The sequence below is a fragment of the Paeniglutamicibacter terrestris genome (assembly GCF_012271785.1).
Taxonomy (GTDB): Bacteria; Actinomycetota; Actinomycetes; order Actinomycetales; family Micrococcaceae; genus Paeniglutamicibacter; species Paeniglutamicibacter terrestris.
Map to the genome: position 1 here is coordinate 368,922 of NZ_JAAWVT010000002.1, position 24,812 is coordinate 393,733.

A 24,812-nucleotide genomic window follows, 5' to 3' on the forward strand; every position below is an offset into this window, starting at 1 on the left:
TGACACTAACTAGGAAGGTGGATCGCTTGTCGTTTTCGAATGTGGCAGAACGCCGCGAGCAGCCGCCAACACTTGCCGTGTCCACGGTGATCTTTTCGCTGCGCGATAACGAACGCACCGGGCGTAAAAGCCTCTGGCTGCCGCTGGTGCGTCGCACACGCGAACCATTCCGTGGCCAATGGGCGTTGCCCGGTGGCCCGCTCGGGGCCCGCGACTCGCTCCTGGACGCCGCGGCGAGCAACCTGCGCGACACCACCGGGCTGATCCCGCGCTACCTCGAACAGCTCTACGCCTTCGGGGACCTGGACCGTTCGCCCACCCGACGGGTCGTCTCCATCGTCTACTGGGCCTTGGTCCGTGAGGACGATGCGCACGATCGAGCCACCTCGGTGCTCCTGGATGACCCAAATGTCGCCTGGTTCCGTGCCGATGACCCGCAGGTCTTGGCCGAGATGGCCTTTGACCATCGCGAAATCATTGAGTACGCGCTGTGGCGCTTGCGCAACAAGGTCGAATACGGTTCCATCGCCCACCGCCTCCTCGGCGAGCGCTTCACCCTGGCCCAGGTTCGTGAGGTGTACGAGGCCGTGTTGGATAAGGCCCTTGATCCGGCCAACTTCCGCCGGCAACTGCGCACCGCGGCCAACATCGAGGAAACCGACGAGTTCCTCTCCGGCGGCAAACACCGCCCCCCGCGCCTCTATCGCTATACCGGCACACCTACCCACCGACTTGAGAGCGAGTCCATCGCATGAGCAGCATCAATTCCACCCTGCAGAGTCTGAAACTCGTTTCACCCGAGGCCAGCTGCAACACCGATCTGTCCAAGGGTCCGTGGCTTTTTGACACCGGCGCACCGGCCTATGGGCCCGGCTCCTCGCAAGAGGATGTGGCCCCGGTTTCCACCCCGCGCCAGGGAGATATTCCCGCCGAATACCGCGAAGCCTCGGATGCCGAACTCACCACACGTATCCTTGCCGCGAAAAAGACCCTCGGCGAATCCCTCGTGGTGCTGGGGCATCACTACCAGCGTGATGAGGTGGTGGCGTTTGCCGACTTCGTGGGGGATTCCTTCCAGCTGGCCAACGCGGCGCTGACCCGTGAAAAGGCCAAGTACATCGTTTTCTGCGGTGTGCACTTCATGGCCGAGACCGCCGATGTGCTCTCCACGCCGGAGCAGCAGGTCATCCTGCCGAACCTGGCCGCGGGTTGTTCGATGGCCGACATGGCCGATGAATCCTCGGTGGAGGAATGCTGGGAACAGCTCATGGATCTGTACGCGGATGAGTCGGATGCCGATGGTAAGGCTGCCGTCATCCCGGTGACCTACATGAACTGCTCGGCGGCGCTGAAGGCCTTTGTTGGCAAGCATGGCGGAATTGTCTGCACCTCCTCGAACGCCGCCACGGTGTTGGAATGGGCCTTTGAGCGCGGTCGTCGGGTGCTCTTCTTCCCGGACCAGCACCTGGGACGCAATACCGCCAAGGCCATGGGCGTTCCACTGGAAAAGATGCCGATGTGGAATCCGCGCAAGGCGCTGGGTGGCAATGACGCTGCCACCCTGCTGGACTCGAAGGTCATTCTCTGGCATGGCTTCTGCTCGGTGCACAAGCGCTTCACCGTGGCCCAGATCGAGAAGGCGCGCGCCGAACACCCCGGGGTGCGGATTCTGGCGCACCCCGAATGCCCGATGCCGGTAGTTGACGCGGCCGATGAGGCCGGATCCACCGATTACATCCAAAAGGCCGTGGCCAACGCGCCGGCCGGTTCGGTCTTCGGCATCGCCACCGAAATCAACATGGTGAACCGGCTGGCCGCCGCGCACCCCGAACACACCATCTTCTGCCTGGACCCGGTCATCTGCCCCTGCTCCACCATGTACCGCATCCACCCGGGCTACCTTGCCTGGGTGCTGGAGGCACTGGTGGATGGGGTGGTGCTGAACAAGATCACCGTGGCCGATGACGTGGCGGCCGACGCGAAGGTGGCCCTGGAGCGGATGCTGGCGGCCCGGCCGTGAATACCTGGGAGCTGAATGCCGGGCAGTTCAATACTCCGGAGCTGAACAGTGTGGACCTGATTGTAGTCGGCTCCGGTGTCAGCGGTCTCTACGCGGCGCTGACGGCAGCTGCCCGCGGACGCACGGTCACGCTGCTGACCAAGGATGCGCTGGAGAATTCCAACTCTTGGTATGCCCAGGGTGGGCTCAGCGCCGTGGGCCCGGAGGGAATCGCCGCGGGGGATTCGATCACCAGCCACGTGGCTGACACGCTGACCGCCGGGGCGCAGCTGAACGATGCTGAGAACGTGGCGCTGATGTGTTCCTCGGCCTGGGCACATGTTCAGGCTCTGGTGAGCGCCGGCGCGCACTTTGATACCGACGCCAGCGGTGAATTTGCTCGGGGTCTTGAGGCGGCGCACAGTCACCCGCGAATCCTGCATGCCGGCGGTGATGCCACGGGCCGTTCACTGGCCAGCGCGCTGATCACCGCCTGCCGCAAACAGGAAGCCGCCGGCGGGCTCATCATCCGGGAGCAGGTGTTTGTCACCGAACTAATCACCACACCTAACCCCGATGCCGAGGCGTCCGAGGCTCATGCAGCGACGGATCATGCCGCCACCAGAGTCATCGGAGTGCGCACACTGGGACCAGATTCGAGCCGTGAAGAGCTGTTCGCCTCCGCGGTGCTGTTGGCTACCGGCGGCTCGGGGCAACTATATGCCGCCACCACCAACCCGGCCGGTGCCACGGGCGATGGTGCGGCCCTAGCCTACCGGGCCGGCGCGGCGCTAGGGGATCTCGAATTCATCCAGTTCCACCCCACCTTGGTGAGCCCCGGCGGATTTATGGTCTCCGAAGCGGTGCGCGGGGAGGGCGCGGTACTGATTAATGAACACGGCGAGCGCTTTATGCAAGAGGTCCATCCCGATGCCGAGCTGGCGCCACGCGACGTGGTGGCCCGCGCCATCCACTCGGTTCGAGCCAACGGCGGCACCGTGCACCTTGATGCCCGCGCGGTGGAAGCCAAACACGGCCCCGGGTTCCTGGCCCGCCGTTTCCCCTCCATCACCGCGGAACTGGAGAAGCTGGGTTATGACCTGGGCCTGGAACCGGTACCCGTCACGCCCGCCGCGCATTACATCATGGGCGGGATCTTGACCGATGATCTGGGTGCCTCAACGCTGCCCGGGCTTTATGCCGCCGGGGAATGTGCGAACACCGGTGTGCACGGGGCCAACCGTTTGGCGTCCAACTCGCTGCTCGAGGGCCTGGTCTTCGCCTGGCGGATGGTGGTGAACCTGCCGATGACCCCCGAGATCGGCGACTTTACCAACTCCGAGACCAACAAGGCTCTCACCAAGGTGATTGTCACCCAGCCCCCGCGGAGGATCGAGGGCAAGGCAGACCCGAGCGCGAACTTCGAATCAGACGAGTTGCTTAACCTGGCCCAGCTCCAAGATCTAGCTCAGCGCTACCTGGGTGTGGTGCGCACCGGAGATGGGCTCAGAACCGCGCTACGGCAACTTGAACGCTGGCAGGTGAGCCCGCATGATCGCAGCTCCCACGAACTGGCCAACCTGCTGACCCTGGCCACATTGATCGCCACCGCGGCGCTGCATCGGGAGAATTCCCTCGGGGCACACTACCGCTCCGATGCACCTGAGCCACCACTACCGGTGGCAGGTCACCTCCAGCGCTTCGCCCAACAAGCACCCACCGCGCTTCAAGAATCGCTCCAAGCACAGCAAAGGATCACGACCCTTGTCTGAAACCACGACCCACACCACCTCCAATCCCAGCGCAGAGATTGCGGTGCACGGCATCAACATCCAGCCGGTACCGGCTCGCGTGATCCAGAAGATTGTTCTGGCGGCACTGGAGGAAGATAACCCGCGCGGAGATCTCACCGGGAACACGCTGATTCCCGTACACACCACCGCCACCGCCGCGGTCATCGCCCGCGAACCGGGTATCTGCGCCGGGCTGGATACCTTCATCACCGCGATGAAACTCACCGATCCCGCCCTCGAACTGATTCCGGCGCTCGCCGACGGGGACAGTTTTGCGCCGGGGGATACGCTGATCACCGTCAGCGGTCCGGCCCGCTCCCTGCTGGCCGGAGAACGCGTGGGATTGAACCTGCTCCAGCGCCTGTCCGGCATCGCCACCGCCACCGCCGCCTACGTTGCGGCCGCGCAGGGAACCGGCGCCCGGATCGTCGACACCCGCAAGACCACCCCGGGCTTACGGGTACTTGAACGCTACGCGGTGCGCTGCGGTGGCGGCTTTAATCATCGGGATAATCTCTCCGAGGCCGTGATGGCCAAGGACAATCACCTCGCGTTGCTGGGGACCGGATCGACGCTGACCAATGCGCTGCGCAAGGCCCGTGCCGCACTGGGGCACACCGTGCACTTTGAGGTGGAGATCGATTCCCTTGATCAGCTCGACGCGGTGCTTGCCGCCGGAGTGGACACCATCATGCTAGATAACTTCACGCTCGCCGATTTGGCCATCGGGGTGCGTCGCATTGCCGGTGCCGCACTGGTGGAAGCCTCGGGGAACGTTAAGCTGGAGACCGTGGCGTCAATTGCCGCCACCGGGGTCGACGTCATTTCCTCCGGCGCCCTGACCCACTCGGTGCGCGCCCTTGACCTCGGCCTGGATATCAGGATGGAAGCAAACTAACGTGATTTACCTCGATGCGGCGGCCACCACCCCCGTGCGCCAAGACGTGCTGGATACCATCATTCCACTGTTGACCCACGACTATGGCAACCCCTCCAGCACCCATGAGATGGGCCAAACCGCGGCCCGCGCCCTCGACTACGCGCGCGAAACCGCCGCCGGCGTGCTGGGCGTACGCACCGGGGACATCGTTTTTACCTCCGGCGGTACCGAGTCAAACAACCTGGCCATCAAGGGGCTGGCCCTTGGGGCCCCGCGCGGACGCCACCTGATTCGCTCGGCCATCGAGCATCCCTCGGTCGCCGAGGCCTGCGCCTATTTGGTGCGCCACCACGGTTTTGAGCTGGATATCGCCCCGGTGGATGCCCACGGCCGTGTTCAGCTGGCCGCCTTCACGGCATTGCTGCGTAATGACACCACGCTGGTGAGCGTCATGGCGGTGAACAATGAGGTGGGCACCATCGAGCCGATCGCCGAGCTGGCGGCCGCCGCGCATGCCGTCGGTGCCCTGGTGCATGTGGACGGTGTGCAGGCGGCCGGTTGGCTTCACATGGGGCGGATCGCCGCACATGCCGATGCCCTGAGCATTTCCGGGCACAAGATTGGCGGGCTCAAGGGGGCCGGGCTGCTGATGGTTCGCGGCAAGCTAGCCCTTGAGCCGCTGATCCATGGGGGCGGGCAGGAGCGGGAACGGCGTTCGGGCACCGAGAACGTGGCGGGGGCCGTGTCCACCGCCACCGCGTTATCCCTTGCCGCGCGAGCCAACACCGAGGCCGCCGCCCAGAGTTATGGCGACTACATCATTTCCGCGGTGCTCAAGGGGCTGAATACCGATGGGCGGGTTCGCGCTCGGCTCACCGGGGATCCGGTACACCGCGTCCCTGGCATCGTCTCCTTCGTTTTCCCGGAGACCGGAGGCGAGACGGTTTTGCTGGAACTGGAACGTCGTGGGGTGATCTGTTCCTCCGGTTCGGCATGTTCGGCAGGATCCACCGATCCCTCACCGGTGCTGATTGGTATGGGGTACAGCGAACAAGAGGCGCATACAGCCGTGCGCTTGAGTTTCACGCGCAAGGTTAAGGAATCCGAGGTTGCCACCGCTGCCCGTGCCGTGGTGGCGGCGGTGAAGGCGATCGCGGGCAACTGAGCCGGCCAGAGGCCCCCGCTCGTGTCGACAAGCCGGGGCAGTTGTCAGCGTGCGACGGTCCGGGCTGGTGCATTCTCGAACGTATTCGAATCTATGTTCTAGTGTCCTTCGATGGTGCTGCCTAACGTGCGCCAGCGACAGAGCTAGGTGAGAACGCGCCAGATCATAGGACCGGGGCGTGGTCGAATATCAACTCGGTTTGTTCTACCGCTGCGCAACGCGTTGCGGGTCTCTGGCATATTCGGACCAGCTACCGGGGTAGAGACGGCCGCGACCGAGCCCGACGTGTTCGAGGGCCAGCAGATTGTGGCACGCAGTGATGCCGGATCCGCAATAGGAAACGACGGCAGAGCCGTCCTGGACCCCGGCGCTCGCAAACGCCTCACGTACCTCGGCGGCCGGCAGGAGCCGGCCAGCGGAGTCCAGGTTTTCTCGGCAGGGCACGTTCACCGCGCCGGGAATATGCCCGGCTTGGGGATCCGTGGGGAGCTGAAGGCTGCCATCGAAGCGTTCGGTGGTGCGGGCATCAATCACGATCCCGGTCCATGACTCGAGGTCCTCGGCATGAACCAGAGATTCTTCGGGCCAGGGCACCGCCGTGAAGTGTGCCGGCGCAGGATGTACCGACTCACGTTCGAGCGGACCGGACCATGCAGCAATTCCGCCATCGAGCAAGGCTGCCCGCTTCCCGAGTGCCCGCAGCATCCACACAAGCCGTGCCGCAATGACGCCGCCTGCATCGTCGTAGGCGATGACCGTCGAGTCATCGCCCACCCCCAGAGAAGACATCCCACGGGCGAAAACCGCCGGAGAAGGCAGAGGATTCAGCCCCCGCGCACCGGACTCGCCGGATAAGCACGTATCGAGGTCGACAAACACGGCGTGAGGGATGTGCCCACTGTCGAAGGCGGCCCGCCCGGAGGAACCATTGAGGTACCAGCGTGCATCGGCAATGATCACCTCATGGCGGTGCCTGTCCAGCCACGCTCCGCTGACAAAGGGAGGAAGGATGTCTTCGATGGCTTGAGTCGCGTCCATGCCTCACGATATACAGACGGTCAGCCATCCACGAAGCGAGGTCTCAAATATCGAGATCGCCCCCATGACCTTCCCGACTGGGGATGCGCATTGGGGACCTGCGCAGGGGTACCCCCACCACTTGGCGGGACTGAGCGCACGGAGCAATAAATCCACAGCGCACTCTCTGGTCCCAGCTTCGGCATCGCGAGTAGTCTGACGCGTAGGGGTCAGGAGGTCTCAATGTCCAAGCGCAGCGACGCACGCATTCGCGAACTGCTCGCCTCCATGGCTTCGATCTCCAGCGATCTCTCCGTCACCGCCATCACCCACCGCGTGCTTGATGAGGCAATGGCCATCTACGGCGCCACCTCCGGCCTCTTAGAGCTCACCAGCTCGTCGCACCAACAAGCACACCTAGCCAAGGGCAAGGATGCTGCCGGCTTAAGTCAACCGGCAGGTAAGGACGAAGCCAAGCGACTGCGCCTAGAACTACGGACCCGGCAGGAAATCTTCGCCCTGCTCACCCTGGGACCTAAAAACGGTAAGGACCGCTACTCCAAGGCCGATCAAGAGCTCGGCGCTGCGCTCGCCGGAAGCGCATCGGTCGCCCTGGAGAATGCGCAGCTCTACCAAGATGCGGCAGATCGCGCCCGCTGGCTCACCGCCTGTGCACGCATAGGCGGTTTGCTGGGGGGAGAGTCACGCCACCACACTCAGGGGCTCAACGAGGTGGCGGAGCTGGCCAGTAACGAATCGCGCGCCAGTTATGCGTTGCTGCTGACCCCCATCGAACATCATGAGGGAAGCGAACCCGGTTACCGGATCTCCGGGATCAGCCAGAACCTCCCGGATGAGCTCGTGGGTCAGGTGTTGCCGGAGCAGGGGGAGAGCAATCAACTGAACCTGGCGTACTCCAAGTCCCTGCTGCTACCCACCCCCGATGCCATTCTGCCCTCCGGACTGATCCCCGCCGGTTCCCACACGCTGCTGGTAGAACTCAGTGCCCGTGCCACGCACTACGGGTTACTGCTGATGATCCGCGAGGAGGGAAGTGATGAGTATGGGCCGGTCGACATCCAGATGGCCGGGATCTTCGCCGATAACGTCGCCCAGGGACTTGGGCTGGTCCAGATGCACCACCTGCGCGAAGAGGTCCTGCTCTATCTGGAGCGCGAACGCATTGCCCGGGACCTGCATGACATCGTCATCCAACGCATCTTCGCCGCGGGTTTGGGCATCAGTGCGCTGAGCAAACACCTACCCACGCCCGCCACCAGGGAACGCGCGGGGGCCATCGCCGGGGAACTGGACACCACCATCGCCGAGCTGCGCGCCACCATCTATTCGCTGCAGGCCACCGTGGGGGCTACCGAGAGTCCTAGCTCCCGGATCCTGCGAGCCATTCGCTTGGCCGCCGAACCCCTCGACTTCACCCCACGGGTGCACCTGGGCGACGGATTAGACGCGCTGATGCACAAGAGAACCCTGACCCACCTGCTTGCGGTGATCACCGAGGCCTTGAGCAACGTGGTGCGCCATGCCCACGCAAACGCCGTGGATCTGAGCATCGAGCTCACGCCCACCACGCTGCACCTGCGTATCCACGATGACGGAGTGGGACTTGGGGCAATGCACCATGAAAGCGGACTGGCGAACATGCGCCAGCGTGCCGCCGAACTCGGAGGAACGCTGGCCGTGGACTCAACGCCAGGGCACGGAACCACCCTGAGCTGGATCATCCCGCTGCCGGCACCGTCCGCGCCCGGCAGAACGGCCTAGGTGCCCCCGGCGTCCGGACCCGGCACCGGGTGGGTCACAAACACCGCCGCCTGCGTGCGCGACTCAAAACCCAGCTTCGCCAACATCGAGGAGACGTAGTTCTTCACCGTCTTCTCCGCCAAGCGCATGCGCTCGCCGATCTGCCGGTTGCTCAGCCCCTCACCCACCAGTTCCAGTACGCGGCGTTCTTGGGTGGTCAGTTGGGTGAATCGCGGGTCGAGGTTTTCGTGGGTAATTAACCCGGAGATGATGCGGGCCTTGAGTCCCGGGGTGAAAAGCGATTCGCCGCGGGCCGCCCGGCGCAGCGCGTTGATCAGGTCGTTGCCGGCGATCTGCTTAAGCACGTATCCCATGGCGCCGGCGAGTACCGCCCCGCGCAGGGCTTGTTCGTCGTCGTAGCTGGTGAGGATCAGGCAATTGAGCGACTCGTCAATTGACCGCACATCGCGGCAGACCTCGATGCCTGTGCCATCGGGCAACCGGGCATCAAGCACCGAGACATCCGGGCGGAGCGCCGGGATCTGTTTGCGTGCCTCACCCGCGGTGCCGGAGGTGCCCACCACCTCAAAGCCTTCGCCCTCAAGTAATTCGCGCAGGCCGCGGCGGACCAACTCGTGATCATCAAGGATGAAAACACGGATGGGCGATTCGGGGTCTTTGTGCTGCAGCGGGCCCGTTGCCTCGGCGATTGAGGGATCCTGAGAAGGCTCTGGCAGCTGATGAGGCGCAGGCAGCGCAGTACCGACGTTCTCCATGGTGCCCCCATTGATGGTGTGTACCGCAGCAATCCTGCGCTTTACTCTATTCTTGGCCGCCGAACCTGCCCCGGACAAGGGGCAAAAGCCCCGTGGTGGATAATAACTAACAAACGCTGCCGCGCAGGGCGGTGCGGTGCCTAGGCCGGGTGAGGGAATCCGAGCAGCGCGCGAACCCGGGCGTACTTGGCAGCCAACCGCTCGCGGGTTTCCGCTGATAGCACGGCGGTCCTGGCCGGATCGGTGTTATCCGCCAGATCCGCCCGCTTCACCGCCAGGGCCGTGGGATTCGCCGCGATGCGCGCGCAATAATCTTCCAGCGATTCGCCCTCGATCTTGGTCACTGCTTGCACCGCCTCGATTACCGTGGCCGGGATCCCGGCATGCGCGAGTTCGGCGGCGCTCACCTGACAGTCCTCCAGTACGTCGTGTAGCCAGGCTGCGGCAACGGCTTCAGTGCTGCCGCCGTGTTGGGCAACGCCAGCGGCAACGCGTTCGGGATGGGTGATGTAGTCGATACCGGATTTATCTACCTGTCCGGCGTGATTGATGCGGGCGATATTTTCAGCGATCAGTACGAATGCTGTTTCGGTCATTTGGTCCTTCGTCGTTGGGTGTTGTTGGGCAGGAGTGAGGTTATTTCCCAGCGTACAGATCTCACCGTGATCTTGATCGACGCCCGGCGTCGAGACCTGGAGACCAACACCGCTTAGCGCGTGGCGAGCCACTGGTGCCGGGTGATGGCATATTCAACATCTCCTGCTTCGTCCCCGTCGATGCGCACCGGCCAGTCGGCGGTAAAGTGGCGGATCAACGTCATGCCGGATTTTTCCAGCACCCTACGTGATGCCGTGTTCACCACCATGGTGCTGGCAATAATTCGGGTAACCGCCACGGAATCCACGGTGAACCCATGGTTAATCAGTGCCCGGGCTCCCTCGGTGGCGAATCCCTGAGACCAAAACTTGTGCCTGATTCGATAGCCAAGTTCCGGTTCGTCGATGGGTCCACCGGGCTCCGGGCGCAGGTGGAACCAGCCGATGAACTCCCCGGTTTCGCGCAGCTGAGCCACCCAGAATCCGAAGTCAGCACCGGCGCGGTGGTAGTTCAGGTAGGCGGGCAGGTAGTCCTCGATGAGTTCGCGAACGGGTGTGGGTATCGAGTTGGTGATGAAGCGCATGACGCGTGGATCCGAATCCAGCTCTTCCAATAGCCCGGCATCCTCACCGGTAAATTCTCGCAATATCAGGCGCGGGCTGCGCAACAGGATCTTCATGCCTCCAGTGTGCGCTCCCGCAGCCCGTCCCGGCAGAGTCTCTGCCGGACTGAGGGATCCGTGCAAATCTGCGGAAGCGGGGCCCGGCTATTCCTTCACCGCACCTTCGAGCATGCCCCGGATGAAGTGGCGCTGCATCAGGAAGTAGAGAATTACCACCGGTAGCGCGACCATGACCGCGGCGGCCGCCAACAGGGCGGTGCCCTGAGTATATTGGCCCTGGAAGAAGGCCAGACCCAGGGGTGCCGTTCTAAACTCGCCGGAGGGTGACATCACCAGCGGGATCAGGAATTCGTTCCACGTCCACATGAACATCAGCACGATCATCGTGGTGATCGCCGGGCGCCCCATCGGCACCAGAATGGAGACCAGGATGCGGCCCTTTGAGGCCCCGTCCACGCGGGCAGCATCCATGATCGAGGGACTCACGGATTTGAAATAGGCGCGCATCCAATAGGTACCAAAGGCGATGGACTGGGCGACCTGGGGCAGTGCCACGGCCCAGGGGGTATCGGTGAGTCCGAAGGTCCGCAGATCGAAGAACAATGGGACGATGATGGCCTCGGAGGGCACCATGATCCCCAAGAGGAACAGGTAGAACAGCACCTGTTCACCACGGAAGCGCATGGTGCCAAAGGCGTAGCCGGCCATGACCGAAAGGACCAGCGCGAGGGACACCACGATCACCGCGATGAGCACCGAAGTGGCCATGTAGGTCCCAAACCTGCCCTGGACCCAGGCCTGGGCAAAGTTCTCGGGGTGGAAGGCACCGGCCCGGGCGGCAGCGGCGTTGGCCGGAGCGAACGCCGTAACCACGATGGAGAAGACCGGGGTGAGCACCACGACGGAGAAGAAGATCAGGATGGCGTAGTTCAGCGTGCGTTCACTCGGCGAAACCCTCATGCGCCACGCTCCGAGATCCGGTTAACGGCCAGGGTGATCAGGAAGATGATGATGCTCAGCGTGACGCCGATGGCCGCGGCGGAGCCCACCTGTCCGGTCTCAAAGGCCCTGCGGTACACCTCATAGCTCGGCACCGTGGTGGAGGATCCGGGCCCGCCCGCGGTGGTCATGTAGATCAAATCAAAGGTCTTCAGCGATGCGACGATGGTCAGGGTGAGCGCCACGGTGAGCTCGGCTCGCACCGAGGGAACAATGATGAAGATGAATTCACGCACGGCCCCGGCGCCATCGAGGCGAGCGGCTTCGAAGAGCTCGGTGGGGATCTTGGCCATGCCGGCGAGCAATAGCACCGTGACCAGCCCGGTGGAAACCCAGGAGCCGATCAACCCGACGGCGGGCAGTGAGAAAACATAGTCACCGAGCCAGGCGCGGGTCAGTGAGTCTAATCCGATGGAGCGCAGGGCCGAGTTCAGTAACCCATCGGGAGCATAAATCTGTTTGAACGCCACCGACACCACGACCATCGCAATGACCTGGGGCAGGAACACTAGGGTACGGAAAAGTGAGAGTCCGCGGGCCTTGGAGCGCGTCAGGACCGCCGCCAACACGAGTCCGATGCCGCAGGGAATCACCGCAAAAAAGATGATAAAGGCCAGTGCATGGCCAAAGGCAGCGCGCAGTCGATCGTCGGTGAATAGCTCGGTGTAGTTGCCGAACCCGACAAAGGTCGCCAGCGTTAACCCATCCCAAGCGAAGAGGGAAAGGTGTACGGAACGGGCCAGTGGGTAGAGCATAAAGGCCGCGTAGAGAATGAACGCCGGGGCGATAAAAAGGTACGGTGTGGCCGCGTGCCCCCGGCGCCCCGAGGCGTTGCGCGGGGCGCCGGTTGTTCTACTTTCCTTGGGTGAAGCCCGCATAGTCAGCTTCCATGGCCTCGGTGAATGCCTGTGCGTCCAGTTTGCCCTCGAGCAGGCCCTGCAGCGAGTCGCCGAGGGTGTCTCCCATGGTGGGTGTCGCATAGTCAAGGTAGGGCAGCAATACCCCGTCGGTGGTCACCGATTCGAAGGCGGTGAACACATCCTTGAGCACCCCGGTTTCCGGCGCATAGGTGGAGGTGTTGCGCACCGGCAGGTTCCCGGTGTCGGCCAAGATGCCCATGGCCTCATCGTTGGTGATGAAGTCGATGTAGGCGGCAGCCAGGTCGGGGTTTTTGGTTTTGGCCGTCACGGTGAACGGCAATCCGGTGCCTCCGGTAGTTTGCGCTCCGTCCCCGGCCGTGGCGGGAGGAACAAAGAACCCGACGTCCTCGCCCATGGCATCGGCCAAGTCGGCGGCCATCCACGATCCGCCCATCAGGAATACGCCTTCGCCCTTGGTCAGCTTCTGCCATGCGGCGTCGTACTCGGTGCCGTTCACCCCCTTGTTGAAGTATCCCTTGGCGTTCCAGTCCGCCAGGGTCTGTGCCGCGGCTTGATTTTCGGGAGTTATCCACGAGGCACCAGCATTGCCGAAGCCGAGCTTTTCGATCTGCTCCGCGGGGACCTTTGCGCCCTGAATGGGACCAAAGACGTGACCTGCCGGCCACTTCTCGATGTTGCCCAGGAGTAAGGGGGTTTCGCCAGCCTCCTTGGCCGTGACGATGGCCGATTCGAACCCTGCCCAATCGGCCGGGAGCGTCAGGTCCAAGGACTCGAGCTTCTTCTTGGAGTAGAAGACGCCCACGATCTCTCCGACCTGTGGCAAGCCGTAGATCGAACCCGAGCCGAAGGTGGTGCCGTCGGTAGAATACTGCGAGTACTTCAGCACCGAAGCGGGATATCTCTCATTCCAGCCGTAGGCATCGGCCCAGCCGTCCAGTGGCAGTAACTGGCCGGCCTTCACGAATGCGCCCATGGTGTTGCGAGCATTGTTGGCTTGGACCACGTCCGGTGCATCGGTGCCAGAGAGGGCTAGCCGCAGGGTCTTGCCCAGATCCTCGAAGGACTGGGAATTACGTTTGATGCTCACATTGGGGTATTTCGCCTCGAAGGCGGCATTCAGCTTGGTCATTTGTTCGTTCTGCCCGCCGCGGACCTCCTGATCCCAGACCGTGAGCGTGACATCGCCCATTGACGCTACGTCCTTGTTGATCGCGGCGCCCGTGGCGGGGGCCGAAGGTGCTGGAGCATCGGAACCAGGGGTGCACGCAGCAAGAGTTAATGCCAGGGCCGCGGCGATCAGGGTGCCGGTGAAGGTTTTGCCTCGGGGAAACATTTTTGTCCTTTCGAACGGTGTCGGTGACCCAGATGCGCCGGGTTTCGGTGGCTGGTGCTGGTGCTGGTGCTGGTGGTGGATTATGTCTCTGCGGCCGGGCGCAAAGGCTCGTTGGGACGGTAGTGAGCTTCGGCCTCGGTCAGCAATCCGAAGGTGGCCTCGGCACGGCGCACCGCGTTGAGCTTGTGCTGGGACAGGACCTCGTCGAGAAATCCGTAGCGCTTGGCGATGGCTGCACATTCGGCATTTTCCCTGGCTCGCAGTTTTTTGGACGCCCACCAGTCGGAAATATCTCCCCAGCCGGGCGAGGCCAGGGATCCGCCGAAGTGGCTCACCGCCAAAGCCGAGCAGAGCGTGGAGAAAAGCAGTCGCTGCTCGAGCGGCCATCCGGCCAGGGTGCCAAGCACGATACCGGCTGAAAAGACATCGCCGGCGCCCGTTGGATCAATCGCAGGCACCGGGAGACTGGGCACCTGCGCTCGTTCGCCGGTAGAGGCGTCAACCGCCATGGCACCGTCCACGCCCTGGGTGATGACCACTAGCGGTGCGCGGTCAGCCAGTGCACTCAGCGCGGCTTCGGGCGAGGAGGTGCGCGAGTAGGCCATGGCCTCAACATGGTTGGGCAAAAAACCGTGGCAGAGGTCCAGATCGCTGAGCATGGCGGTGTCCCACTTTTCGGTGGGATCCCAGCCGACGGCGGCGAAAATCTTGCCCTGATCCGGGACGGAATCAACCCACCAGGGCTGCTCGTTGCCGGGCAATGTCAGCTCGGTGATCATGGCCCGCGAGGTGGGCGGGATGCCGATGAGTTCCTTGTCGCTGATGGGAATCGGGTGGCCATGGGTGACCATGGAACGGTCCCCGCCGCGGGCCAGAGAAACGGTGAGTGCCGAGTGCCAGCCGGAAAAGATTCGTGACCGGCTCAAATCGATGCCCTCCTGCTCCGCCAACAGTGACCAGGACCAAGCACCGTAAGCATCGTCGCCGAATCCCGCCGAGAGGCCGGTGGACAGACCCAGCCTGGCGGCAGCCACCGCCAGATTCGCAATGCCGCCGGGCACCGAGCCCATGCCTTCGGCCCAGACTTCGGTGCCGGGTCGCGGCTCGGTGGGCAGGCCGGTGAAGATGATGTCGAAGAAGAGTGATCCGGTGAGGAATAGATCAAGCTCGGGGCCGGGCTCTGCTGCCGTCTCCAGCACGTGGCACCTCTTCGTTTGTCTTCTCGCGGACCGGGTCGGTGTGCCCATGGCTCTCGCGGCACGGAGCATCGGTGAAACACACCTTGGCTTGGACGCTAACACGCATAGGGGAGCGGTACAAGCAATTGAAAGTGCTCGGTTTTGCTCACGTGCGACTGCTACTCTGGGGCCATGCTCATCAGCGTGTCGCAGTGCAACATCCTGTTCAGGGTCCGGGAGACCGGTGGTGTTTCTGTTGCGCCACTAACTGCCGACGTCGTGAAAAGGCCTTGCGTAAGCACGTGGGAGCCGAACCGGCACGCTGCCACGTCCTGCACTACCTCGGATGCCACCGGGTTGGTGCGCAGGTGGGGTGCAGATCCACGCCACATGAGGGCCTTCAAAGACGCAGGAAGTGAAGTGATTCTGGCATGAAACTCACCATTATCGGTGGTGGCGGGTTCCGGGTACCGCAGATCTTTGAAGCGCTTTCGGGGGACAACGATTCGGTGCGGATCACCGAGCTGTGCCTCTTTGACGCCCATCCCCAGCGGGTGCTCACCATCCAAGCGGTGCTTAATCAAATGGCGTCCTCCCTGCCTCGCCCGCCGCGAGTCACCACCGCCAATGGATTGGATGAGGCCATCATCGGGGCCAGATTCATCTTCTCCGCCATGCGCATCTCGGGTACCGCAGGGCGCATCATGGACGAACGCATCGCCCTGAATCTCGGTGTGCTGGGCCAAGAAACCACCGGTCCCGGTGGGCTGGCCTATGCGTTGCGCACCTTGCCGCACGCCCGCGACCTCGCGCAGCGGGTGGCCAGACTCGCCCCGGAGGCGATGGTCATCAACTTCACCAATCCCGCCGGCATTATTACCGAAGCCATGCGTGAGTCACTGGGCGATCGCGTGGTGGGCATCTGCGATACCCCCATCGGACTGATTCGACGCGCTGTACATGCCATCGGGGCCACCGATCGCCAGGTCGACTTCGACTACGTGGGCCTGAACCATCTGGGGTGGTTGCGCAGCCTGGTGGTGGACGGGGAAGACAAATTGCCCGCGTTGTTGGCCGATGACGCGGCGCTGGAGTCGATCGAGGAAGCCCGCCTCATGGGCTTGGACTGGATCAGGGCGCTGGGCGCGATTCCCAACGAGTACCTTTACTACTACTACTTTCAACGTGAAGCCACCGCGCGGCTACGCGGTTCGGGGCAAACCCGTGGCGAGTTCCTGCATGACCAACAGGGACATTTTTACGAGCTAGCTTGCGAGCACCCTGATAGCGCCCTGGAGCTGTGGCAGCGGACCAAACATGAACGTGAGGCCAGCTACATGGCCGAAAGTCGGCCCGAAGACCAGCGCAGCAACCGGGAAGCCTCGGATATTGAGGGTGGGGGGTATCAACAGGTCGCCCTAGACCTCATGACGGCGTTACTCGGCGGAACACCAGCAACCATGATCTTGAATGTGGCCAATCGTGGTCTGGTGCCGCAGCTGCCCGATGAAGCGGTGATCGAGGTTCCATGCAGGGTAACGGGTGCTGGCATTGTCCCGATGAACATTGCTCCTGTCACCGGGGAAATGCTCGGGCTATTGCAGCAACTCAAGGCCGTTGAGCAACTGGTGATTGCCGCAGCGAAGGACAAAAGCGAAACTCTGGCCTGGAGGGCGCTGGCCGCACACCCGTTGGTGGATTCAATTTCCGTGGCCAAGCAGCTGCTTCAGACCTATAAGGAACAGATCCCAGGAGTGGCCGAGGTTTTTCTGACACCCTAAATATCCTAGGTGCCGCAGCGCGCGCTTACTGATCGAGCCTTGCATGGTGCCCAGCGGTGAGACGCGGCCGGCGAACAGTTTGCCGGTGTTATGACCCTTCAGCATCGGATCGAATCGTGAGATCCGGGGGCCCGGGCTGTCGCGTCTGGAAATAATGTTCCCGAGATCGTTGCGAGGTCACCCACGGCCTAGACACCGCGCTGCTGGGACACCTGGCTAACGAAGGGCCCTGATCACCTCGTGCTGCATCCCGGGCATCCGGAGAACTGCCAATGCGTGGCCCTGCAGCGCAACCTGGTGCTTGTCCGTGGCTCGGTATTGCTACGAGTCACGGACAAGCGAAACTGCTCAACTACTCCAGTTCGGACGGCGCGAAAGCGACAACCGGTCTTAGGAGACGACCGAGATGCTGACGTTTCCGGCCTCAACCTGCCAACGGGAATCGAGCCGTACGTTGTCCAGTAGTCGGCGGTCGTGGGTCACCAGTAGCAATGCTCCCTCATAGGCTTCCAACGCCTCCTCCAGCTGTTCGATGGCCGGGAGGTCAAGGTGGTTGGTGGGTTCGTCCAGTACCAAAAGGTTAACCCCGCGACCCTGCAGAAGGGCTAGGCCAGCCCGGGTCCGCTCGCCCGGAGACAGATCACGCACCAACGATGCGCTCTGATGGGCCTTGAGCCCAAACTTGGCTAACAAGGTCCGGGCCTCGGCCGGGGACATGTCCGGGACGGCCAGTTCAAAGGCATCACCCAGCACGGAGTCTTCCCCGAGATAACTACGGGACTGATCAATCTCGCCGATGGCCACATTAGATCCCATGGACGCTGAGCCAGCATCGGGAGAAAGATGACCCAGCAGCAACTTCAGCAGCGTGGATTTGCCGGCACCGTTTGGGCCAGTGATCCCGATTCTGTCGCCCGCGTTCACCTGAGCCGAAATCGGCCCGAAGGTGAAATCGCCCAGTGTGATGGCCGCGTCATTCAGCGTGGCGACCACGGTAGAGGAACGCGGGGCTGCAGCAATTTCGAATTGCAGCACCCATTCCTTCCGTGGCTCGATGACCTCGTCCAGCCGCTTGATGCGGGATTCCATCTGGCGGACCTTCTGGGCCTGCTTCTCGGAGGACTCGTTGGAGGCTTTGCGACGCATCTTATCGTTGTCGGGGTTCTTCTTCATGGCATTACGCACGCCCTGGGATGACCATTCGCGCTGGGTGCGCGCGCGGGTCACTAGGTCGGCCTTTTTATCGGCGAACTCGTCGTAGGCCTCACGAGCATGGCGCCGGTTGATGGCGCGTTCCTCGAGGTAGGAGTCATAACCACCGTCGTAGACGGCGACCTGGTTCTGTGCCAGATCCAGCTCAACGATGCGGGTTACGCAGCGGGCCAAGAATTCGCGGTCGTGGGATACCAATACGACACCGGTGCGCAGAGAGGAGACGAAGGACTCGAGCCGCTCTAGGCCTGCCAAGTCAAGGTCGTTGGTGGGTTCGTCAAGCAGCACCAAATCGAAGCGCGAGAGCAATAGCGCAGCCAGCGCCACGCGGGCCACCTGGCCACCGGAGAGCGCGGTCATCAACGTGTTGATGGGCAGGGTGAATCCGAGCTCGGCCAGCGTCGCCGGTGCTCGGTCCTCAAGGTCGGCGGCACCCGATGCCATCCAGTGATCAAAAGCGGTGGCGTAGGCGTCATCGCTGCCCGGTGCACCGGATCCCAAAGCTTCGGCGGTTGACTCCATGGCCGCGGTTGCCGAGGCACAACCCGTGCGCCGGGCCAGATAGCCCTCGATGGTTTCACCCTCGATGCGTTCGTGTTCCTGAGGCAGCCAACCGATGAAGGCTCCGTCGGGGGCGCTGGAGATGGTGCCGCCCAGGGGTTCGTCAACACCGGCAAGAAGCCGCAGCAGCGTGGACTTGCCGGCCCCGTTGGCACCGACCACCCCGATAACGTCCCCGGGGGAAACGGTGAAGCTGAGGGAAGAGAAGAGTGTGCGGTGGGCGTGGCCACCTGCAAGGTCTTTGGCCACGAGTGTTGCTGTCATTCCTCCAGTTTAGTTTCCCGCAGGGTATTGACGGGCATCGTGCTCGTCGGGCGGGTGCTTCGCGGGCATTTAGCGCAAGTATTCGGAGCTCATCCAACCGGTCTTGCCACCGTGCTTCACCTTGATCCAGACGCCAGAGCTCTTCCCTGCCAGCTGTACCTTCGACCCTTTTTTGACGGTCTTGATGATGGATTCGCTGGTGGACGGCCCGGTTCGCAAGTTCAGATTGGCGGTTGTTATTTTGGTGCCCTGAGCAGATTTGCTAGTTTTTGGGGTCTTGGTTGATGCCTTGCTGACGCCGTAGTAATGCTCGAGGGACTTAAAACCTGCCATGGACTTTGCCTGTGTTACACCGACGAAGCGGAAATGCCATGGCTCATATTTGTAGCCGGTGACGGATTCTTGGCCCTCAGGATATCGCAGGATGAACCCGTATTTGGGGGCTTTCTTGGCCATCCACCGTCCAACCTTGGTGGTGGCAAAGCAGTCACGCAGGGCGCAAGCTCGGCTGGGATTTCCCACGTCGATGGCCAGGCCAGTCTGGTGTTCGGAGGTTCCCGGACGAGCTGCGATCCGAAGTGCATAGTCCAGCCCGTAGGCTCGCGTGTATTTCTCGAGCAAGCCAGCCTGAACCGAATAGGACCGATAGCCGGAGGTCAGCCTGATGCGCACACCGTCTTTGCGCGCGGCGGCCAACAGTTTTTTGTAGGCGGCAGCAGCTTCGGGGCGCAGCCGGACATCAGTGCCAGAGATGGTCCGCAGTTTGGGTGTGTATTTCCGTGGCACCAATGGATAGACCTTATTGACCAGCACGTTGATCTTTTCAGGATCGCGGGGAGGTGCAGGTTTGGATGCCAAAGGGATGAGCGGCAAATGAGAGGAAGAGCTAGGCAGTAGCTGATTCACCGAATTTTGTGCAGTTGATGGCGCGGGAGACGCGGTCGCCATCGGGGCAGTGACTAGTGCAAGGCTGAACGATGCGGCCGTAACAGCCGCCCAGATATTAGGCCGTTTGCTCATTTTTCTATAACTCCACTGCTCGTAGGTCTCTGGCGCACGGCCATCTTCTCGGCGGCCGGACGTGGGGTGTTATTGCTGGTGTTCTGCCCGGTACACGTGGACTAACGCATTTGCATGTCCGTGTCCGATACCGTGCTCAACCTTCAGCCAGTTCACCTGCTCAAGGTGCTTCTGTCCAGAAACTGTTCCCAGCAACGTCATCCAGTGCTCGATCGGCTGACCGTACTTAGTTTCAATGGACGGGAAATAGGATTTAGGACCCTTTATCGGTTCACTCATGGCATTTATCCAACCGTATGATCTTGACGCAATCAAGGGCCTTTGTCCGGCGCTAGTCCACCGCGACCAATGGCCTGGAGCGGGCGAAACGGACGAGGGCGACGCTGAGTGGCAGGATTTGTAGATCAAACCACGCGCAGACCGCAGCATTACCGACAGTGACTTTGGACCCTACCCGAAGTATCAGCACACGAGCACGATGGAGATACAGCCGAAGCGGCAGTGGGTCGCAATTGATCCGGAGCGCTGGCGGTGCATGAAAGGGCAAACTTCGCGATTTCGGGTCATCCGTTAATCGGGAGCTGAAGAGAGACAAAAGGAGATCTTGACCATGAAGCGATGGACTGCATGGCAAAATTGGGTCGCCGTGGCCGCTGGTGTCTATACGGTCGTGGCCATGACGTGGACAACCGCAGTCGGATCATCGAACGCGTACATGCTCACCGGTGGTGTCGTTCTGGCGGTTATCGGAGCCATCAACCTCGCAGCACCGGGCATGCCCGCGGCCGAATGGATTCAGCTGATCGTGGCAGCACTGGTGATTGCGTCACCTTGGATGGGTAATTTCGCAATGAACACTCCAGGCGTTGCATGGAATACCTGGATCCCAGGAGCCGTGGCCCTGGTTGCTTCGGTGATGGCCGTTCAACCCGCAATGAAGGTCTACCGCGAGCATCACCCCATGGGTTCGCACTAGATCCTCAACAATTTGGGGCTCGGTCATTGACCGGGCCCTTGTGCTGTCCGCCGACCATCGCGGGCTCTTGCGCCGTAGGCTGGATGGATGAAACTTCGTACCGAGACGCCTGCGGACCGGCCCAACATCCATAAGCTGACAATTCGCGCCTTCACCAACCCCGATTCCGTCACAACGCCCGGTGAAGCTGCATTGCTTGCCGAACTCTACGCGTGCGACGGGTACCTGCCCGAGTATTCCGTGGTGGCAGAGGTTAACGGACACATCGTTGGACACGTGATTGCCACACGTGGGTGGCTCGACGGGGACATCCCGCTGCTGGGTCTTGGTCCACTATCGGTGGACCCTGCGAGCCAGAAACAGGGAATTGGTGCAGCACTTTTGGCGGAGATCCGGCTCCGGGCCACGCAGAATGGTGAACGCGCCATCGTGCTGCTGGGGCACATCGAGTACTACACCCGTTTCGGATACGTCCCGGCCATCCCCAGCGGAATCATTCCTTCCGATAGTTCCTGGGGCGACTACTTCATGGTGCTTAATCTATCGACAGCGCCGCTGCCGAAGGGCAAGTTTCGTTATGCGGAACCGTTTGGGGTCTAGATGCTGCGTTGCCGGGCAGGTGCCGGTGAAACGGGAAAGGCCCCGCCCTGCCGGATGTTCGGCGAGGCGGGACCAAGGAAGTCAGGTTCGCTGACTGCCTTAGCGTGCTTCCATGTGCAGACGCAATTTGGTGCTCAGCTCTTGGAGCGTTTCGAACTCCTCAGCGGATAAAGCCTTGCCGATCAGGGCATGGATACCCTTGATGTGCTCGCGGCCCACGGCCTTTTGTAGCCTAGCGCCCTCCTCAGTCAGGGTGAAGAGTACCGCGCGCTGATCGGTGGGGTCGGGATGGCGGGAAAGCAGGCCCTTGGACTCTAAACGTTCGGCCATGCGGCTCAGGCTCGGCTGGGAAATGAGCAGGTACTGGTTCAAATCCGTGAGTCGGCTGGATCCCGAGGGGCAGCGCGAGAGATTGAAGAGCACGTCGTATTCCTTGGTGCTCAACGCCTTGAATTCCGGAAGCTTCTGAATTTCGCGCATCACGGTTACTTGTGCCCGGAAGAGTGCCTCCCACGCGGCGGTTGACGAACGTAATGAAGCTGGATTATTAGGCATTAACGCTCCCGGCCGCTGGGGTTTCGGCGGCGAGCTTCGCATCGCGGGCAGCAACGCGGTTGGCGTGGGTCGGCGGTGCCGGGTGATCAGCCGGAGTGCGGGATTCCAGTTCCTTCCGCAGTGTTGGCAACACCTCTTCACCGAAGAGATCAAGCTGCTCCAGAACGGTCTTGACCGGCAGGCCAGCATGGTCAACGAGGAAGAGCTGGCGGTGGTAGTTGCCGAACGCCTCCTGGAAGGTGAGGGTCTTTTCGATCATTTCCTGCGGTGAGCCGACGGTCAGCGGGGTCTGATCGGTGAAGTCTTCCATCGATGGACCGTGGCCGTAGACCGGTGCGTTGTTGAAGTACGGACGGAATTCATTCTTGGCATCCTGCGAGTTCTTACGGATGAAGAACTGTCCGCCCAGGCCCACCATGGCCTGATCCGCGCGGCCGTGGCCGTAGTGCTCATAGCGTTCGCGGTAGAGGTTGATCAGCTGCATGTAGTGCTCCTTCGGCCAGAAGATGTTGTTGGCGAAGAAACCGTCTCCGTAGTAGGCCGCAATCTCGGCGATCTGAGGGGTGCGGATCGAGCCATGCCAGACAAACGGAGCCACGTCGTCGAGCGGACGCGGGGTGGAGGTGAAGTTTTGCAGGGGTCCGCGGAACTTGCCTTCCCAGTTCACCGTGTCCTCATCCCAAAGGCGGCGCAGCAAGTTGTAGTTTTCGATCGTCAGGTTCACCGAGTCCTGCATGTTCTTCCCAAACCATGGGTAGACCGGGGCGGTGTTGCCGCGCCCGAGCACCAGATCCACACGGCCGTCGGCCAGATGCTGGAGCATCGCGAAGTCCTCGGCGATCTTCACCGGATCATTGGTGGTGATCAGCGTGGTGGCCGTGGAGAGGATGATCTTCTCGGTCTGCGCGGCGATGTAGGCCAGCGTGGTGGTGGGGGAGGATGAGAAGAACGGGCGGTTGTGGTGTTCGCCGATGGCAACGACGTCCATACCGACCTCTTCGGTCTTCTTGGCGATGGCCACGATGTCCTTGATGCGCTGGGCCTCGGACGGCGTCTTGCCCGTGGTGGGATCGCGGGTGATGTCGCTGACTGAGAAAATACCGAACTGCATGGGTGCCTCCTAGGGCCATTGGACTGTCGTTCTGTAATCAGTATGACAGATTTGTATGCGTTTGCATGTAATAGCACTCACGGGCTCGGAAAAATTCCCGGCTTTCGACTATGGTTTGCGTCACGCGGCACGCTGCTTCGCGATAGGCTCCCGCTATGGACATCCAACCGCCAGGGAACCCGGAAATCGCCAAGCAAATACCGGTTCGTTGGCGCGCGGTGGCGGGCATCGTCGGATTCCTCGCCATCGTGGAACTGACCAGCGGCATCCTTCAGGGCTACTACACCCCGCTGATGACCGATATTGCCCGACATTTGGGCATTCACGACGCGGATGTGAACTGGTTTGAGGCGGCTCAACTGATGGTTTCGGCCCTCGCCGTGCCCCTGCTGGCCTCACTGGGAGATATCTTTGGGCACAAGCGGATGCTGCTGCTCTCCGCCGTCGTCACGGCACTTGCCTCATGGGCGGTCGTGTTCTCCGGTTCGTTCACGACCTTCCTGATCGCCTGGGCGTTGCAGGGCTTTTATGCTGTGTGGCTGCCGCTGGAAATTGCCATCGTCTTCTCCCGCGCCCGCAAGCTGGGTGTCCCCGGTCCCATGACCCGCCGGGCCGCGGGTCTGCTGGTGGGTGCCCTAGAACTTGGGGTGATCGCCGGCGCGCTGGCCGGTGGCGCGCTCATCGGCGTGTTTGGTGGGAATCTCGCCTTAACGATGACTATTCCCGCGCTTGCCACCACGGTGTGCATTGGGGCGGTGGCCCTGGGGGTGCCCGATGACGGGGCGCGCAATGGGGCCAAGATCGATGGCGGAGGATTCGGTTATCTGGCGGTAGGACTGTTGTTGCTGACCAGCGGACTGAGCTTCCTACGGATCAACGGGCCGGCAAGCCCGCTGGTCTGGGGCTGCCTGGTGCTGGGGCTGCTTGTTCTTTATGTGTTCTATCGCCACGAAAACGAGCAACGCGATCCGCTGATTGACTTCAAGGTGCTCTTGGCTCGCTCCATGTGGCCGGTGCAACTCACCGCGGGACTCTTCGGAGTTTCGGTCCTCGGCGCGCAAATCCCGATGAGCACCTTTGCCCGCACCGACCCGGCGGTCAACGGCTACGGGCTGGGCCTGAGTGCTTCCGGAGTCTCGATCATCATCGGTGCCTACGTGTTGGCACTGCTGATCGGGGCGTTGCTCTTCCCGCTTGCGGCACGCCGGGCCGGTAGCAAAAGAACCTTGATTGCCGCCAGCTTCTTGGTGGGTCTCGGCTACCTGCTCTTCCTGCCACTTCATGACTCACTGACGCAGGTGCTTATTAACATGATGATCGCCGGCATCGGCTCCGGTGCGTTGGTTGCCGCACTACCCGCGGCGGCCGCGGCCGCCGCGCCCTTCCACCGCACGGGCATGGCCACCGGGCTGACCAACGCGGTCAAAACCATCGGTGGCTCCTTCGCCTCGGCCATCTTTGGTTTGGCGCTGATTGGACAGGTGACCGGGGCACTCTCCAATGGAGCGGCCGAGAACTTCGCGGCTCCGCTGTCCGGATACATGGTGGTGTGGGTGATCTGCGGCGGAACCGCCATCGTCTGCGCCGTGATCCTGTTTGCCGTCCCGCGCGATGCGTTGGAGGACACTCGTTCCTGATATTCGTGCGCGGCATCGTGATTGTGCCGTGACACCGTGCGGTTTGGCCGTTTGGCGGTTCGGCGGTCGGGGGAAGCGGAGATTTGCAGCTGAA

The 24,812-nt window shown here is 62.2% G+C and carries 23 protein-coding genes; 10 read left to right on the forward strand and 13 right to left on the reverse strand.

From position 1 onward, the window contains the following. The first annotated feature begins 26 nt into the window (after positions 1-26). From HED64_RS07410 to HED64_RS07430, 5 genes are read left to right on the forward strand one after another with little or no spacing between them, the layout of a single operon-like run. Positions 27-755, forward strand: a complete 729-nt coding sequence (locus HED64_RS07410) for an NUDIX hydrolase (protein ID WP_245325798.1) — start codon at positions 27-29, stop codon at positions 753-755. Then, positions 752-2,020, forward strand: coding sequence for a quinolinate synthase NadA (gene nadA / locus HED64_RS07415; RefSeq protein WP_168151407.1), 1,269 nt, complete (start codon positions 752-754; stop codon positions 2,018-2,020). The genes HED64_RS07410 and nadA overlap by 4 nt, the downstream gene beginning before the upstream one ends. Further along, positions 2,017-3,771, forward strand: a complete 1,755-nt coding sequence (nadB, locus tag HED64_RS07420; RefSeq protein ID WP_342590671.1) for an L-aspartate oxidase — start codon at positions 2,017-2,019, stop codon at positions 3,769-3,771. Before nadA ends, nadB begins: the two co-directional genes overlap by 4 nt. A 52-nt stretch (positions 3,772-3,823) precedes the next feature. After that, the gene (gene nadC, locus HED64_RS07425; RefSeq protein WP_168151481.1) at positions 3,824-4,690 is read left to right on the forward strand and encodes a carboxylating nicotinate-nucleotide diphosphorylase; all 867 of its coding nucleotides are present in this window, start codon (positions 3,824-3,826) and stop codon (positions 4,688-4,690) included. 1 nt (position 4,691) lies between these two features. Continuing rightward, entirely contained in the window at positions 4,692-5,837 is a 1,146-nt protein-coding gene (locus HED64_RS07430) for an aminotransferase class V-fold PLP-dependent enzyme (RefSeq protein WP_168151408.1), read from the forward strand. A gap of 204 nt (positions 5,838-6,041) precedes the next feature. Here the strand turns inward: HED64_RS07430 and HED64_RS07435 are convergent, their stop codons facing one another. Further along, positions 6,042-6,875 (reverse strand): sulfurtransferase, encoded by an 834-nt coding sequence (locus tag HED64_RS07435; RefSeq protein ID WP_168151409.1) that lies wholly within the window; start codon positions 6,873-6,875, stop codon positions 6,042-6,044. 222 nt (positions 6,876-7,097) lie between these two features. Here HED64_RS07435 and HED64_RS07440 point away from each other — a divergent pair, with 222 nt between their 5' ends. Beyond that, entirely contained in the window at positions 7,098-8,636 is a 1,539-nt protein-coding gene (locus HED64_RS07440) for a sensor histidine kinase (protein WP_168151410.1), read from the forward strand. Here the strand turns inward: HED64_RS07440 and HED64_RS07445 are convergent. From HED64_RS07445 to HED64_RS07475, 7 genes are all read right to left on the reverse strand, one after another. Beyond that, entirely contained in the window at positions 8,633-9,391 is a 759-nt protein-coding gene (locus tag HED64_RS07445; protein WP_245325799.1) for a response regulator, read from the reverse strand. The two genes, HED64_RS07440 and HED64_RS07445, sit on opposite strands and share 4 nt — an antisense overlap. 140 nt (positions 9,392-9,531) lie before the next feature. Next, positions 9,532-9,987, reverse strand: a complete 456-nt coding sequence (locus HED64_RS07450) for an HD domain-containing protein (RefSeq protein ID WP_168151411.1) — start codon at positions 9,985-9,987, stop codon at positions 9,532-9,534. Positions 9,988-10,100: 113 nt separating this feature from the next. Then, positions 10,101-10,667 carry a GNAT family N-acetyltransferase gene (locus tag HED64_RS07455; protein WP_168151412.1) on the reverse strand — a complete coding sequence of 189 codons (567 nt, stop codon included), beginning with the start codon at positions 10,665-10,667 and terminating at the stop codon, positions 10,101-10,103. Between the two features lie 87 nt (positions 10,668-10,754). Beyond that, positions 10,755-11,570, reverse strand: coding sequence for a carbohydrate ABC transporter permease (locus HED64_RS07460; protein ID WP_168151413.1), 816 nt, complete (start codon positions 11,568-11,570; stop codon positions 10,755-10,757). Then, entirely contained in the window at positions 11,567-12,487 is a 921-nt protein-coding gene (locus HED64_RS07465; protein ID WP_168151414.1) for a carbohydrate ABC transporter permease, read from the reverse strand. The genes HED64_RS07460 and HED64_RS07465 overlap by 4 nt, the downstream gene beginning before the upstream one ends. After that, a complete protein-coding gene (locus HED64_RS07470; RefSeq protein WP_168151415.1) occupies positions 12,462-13,823 on the reverse strand; it encodes an ABC transporter substrate-binding protein in 1,362 nt (453 codons plus the stop codon). Before HED64_RS07470 ends, HED64_RS07465 begins: the two co-directional genes overlap by 26 nt. 80 nt (positions 13,824-13,903) lie before the next feature. Then, positions 13,904-15,022 carry a PfkB family carbohydrate kinase gene (locus HED64_RS07475; protein ID WP_255556972.1) on the reverse strand — a complete coding sequence of 373 codons (1,119 nt, stop codon included), beginning with the start codon at positions 15,020-15,022 and terminating at the stop codon, positions 13,904-13,906. A gap of 410 nt (positions 15,023-15,432) precedes the next feature. Between HED64_RS07475 and HED64_RS07480 the strand changes: the two genes are divergently transcribed. After that, a complete protein-coding gene (locus HED64_RS07480; RefSeq protein WP_168151416.1) occupies positions 15,433-16,782 on the forward strand; it encodes a 6-phospho-beta-glucosidase in 1,350 nt (449 codons plus the stop codon). A 390-nt stretch (positions 16,783-17,172) separates the two neighbouring features. Here HED64_RS07480 and HED64_RS07485 read toward each other — a convergent pair whose 3' ends face one another. From HED64_RS07485 to HED64_RS07495, 3 genes are all read right to left on the reverse strand, one after another. Next, positions 17,173-18,819, reverse strand: coding sequence for an ABC-F family ATP-binding cassette domain-containing protein (locus HED64_RS07485; protein ID WP_168151417.1), 1,647 nt, complete (start codon positions 18,817-18,819; stop codon positions 17,173-17,175). 69 nt (positions 18,820-18,888) lie between these two features. Next, entirely contained in the window at positions 18,889-19,632 is a 744-nt protein-coding gene (locus HED64_RS07490) for a D-alanyl-D-alanine carboxypeptidase family protein (RefSeq protein WP_168151418.1), read from the reverse strand. 276 nt (positions 19,633-19,908) lie between these two features. Beyond that, entirely contained in the window at positions 19,909-20,118 is a 210-nt protein-coding gene (locus HED64_RS07495) for a DUF4287 domain-containing protein (protein WP_132358208.1), read from the reverse strand. A 331-nt stretch (positions 20,119-20,449) separates the two neighbouring features. Between HED64_RS07495 and HED64_RS07500 the strand changes: the two genes are divergently transcribed. Continuing rightward, positions 20,450-20,815 carry an SPW repeat domain-containing protein gene (locus tag HED64_RS07500; protein WP_132358206.1) on the forward strand — a complete coding sequence of 122 codons (366 nt, stop codon included), beginning with the start codon at positions 20,450-20,452 and terminating at the stop codon, positions 20,813-20,815. A gap of 87 nt (positions 20,816-20,902) precedes the next feature. Continuing rightward, positions 20,903-21,415, forward strand: coding sequence for a GNAT family N-acetyltransferase (locus HED64_RS07505; protein ID WP_168151419.1), 513 nt, complete (start codon positions 20,903-20,905; stop codon positions 21,413-21,415). Positions 21,416-21,514: 99 nt separating this feature from the next. On the opposite strand, the gene HED64_RS07510 is transcribed toward HED64_RS07505, so the two are convergent. Together HED64_RS07510 and HED64_RS07515 are read right to left on the reverse strand one after the other, a co-directional pair. Next, positions 21,515-21,970 carry a MarR family winged helix-turn-helix transcriptional regulator gene (locus HED64_RS07510; protein ID WP_168151420.1) on the reverse strand — a complete coding sequence of 152 codons (456 nt, stop codon included), beginning with the start codon at positions 21,968-21,970 and terminating at the stop codon, positions 21,515-21,517. Beyond that, entirely contained in the window at positions 21,963-23,081 is a 1,119-nt protein-coding gene (locus HED64_RS07515) for an LLM class flavin-dependent oxidoreductase (protein WP_168151421.1), read from the reverse strand. The genes HED64_RS07510 and HED64_RS07515 overlap by 8 nt, the downstream gene beginning before the upstream one ends. Before the next feature lie 155 nt (positions 23,082-23,236). On the opposite strand from HED64_RS07515, the gene HED64_RS07520 reads away from it, so the two are divergent. After that, positions 23,237-24,718, forward strand: a complete 1,482-nt coding sequence (locus HED64_RS07520; protein WP_210149357.1) for an MFS transporter — start codon at positions 23,237-23,239, stop codon at positions 24,716-24,718. Positions 24,719-24,812 lie beyond the last annotated feature (94 nt).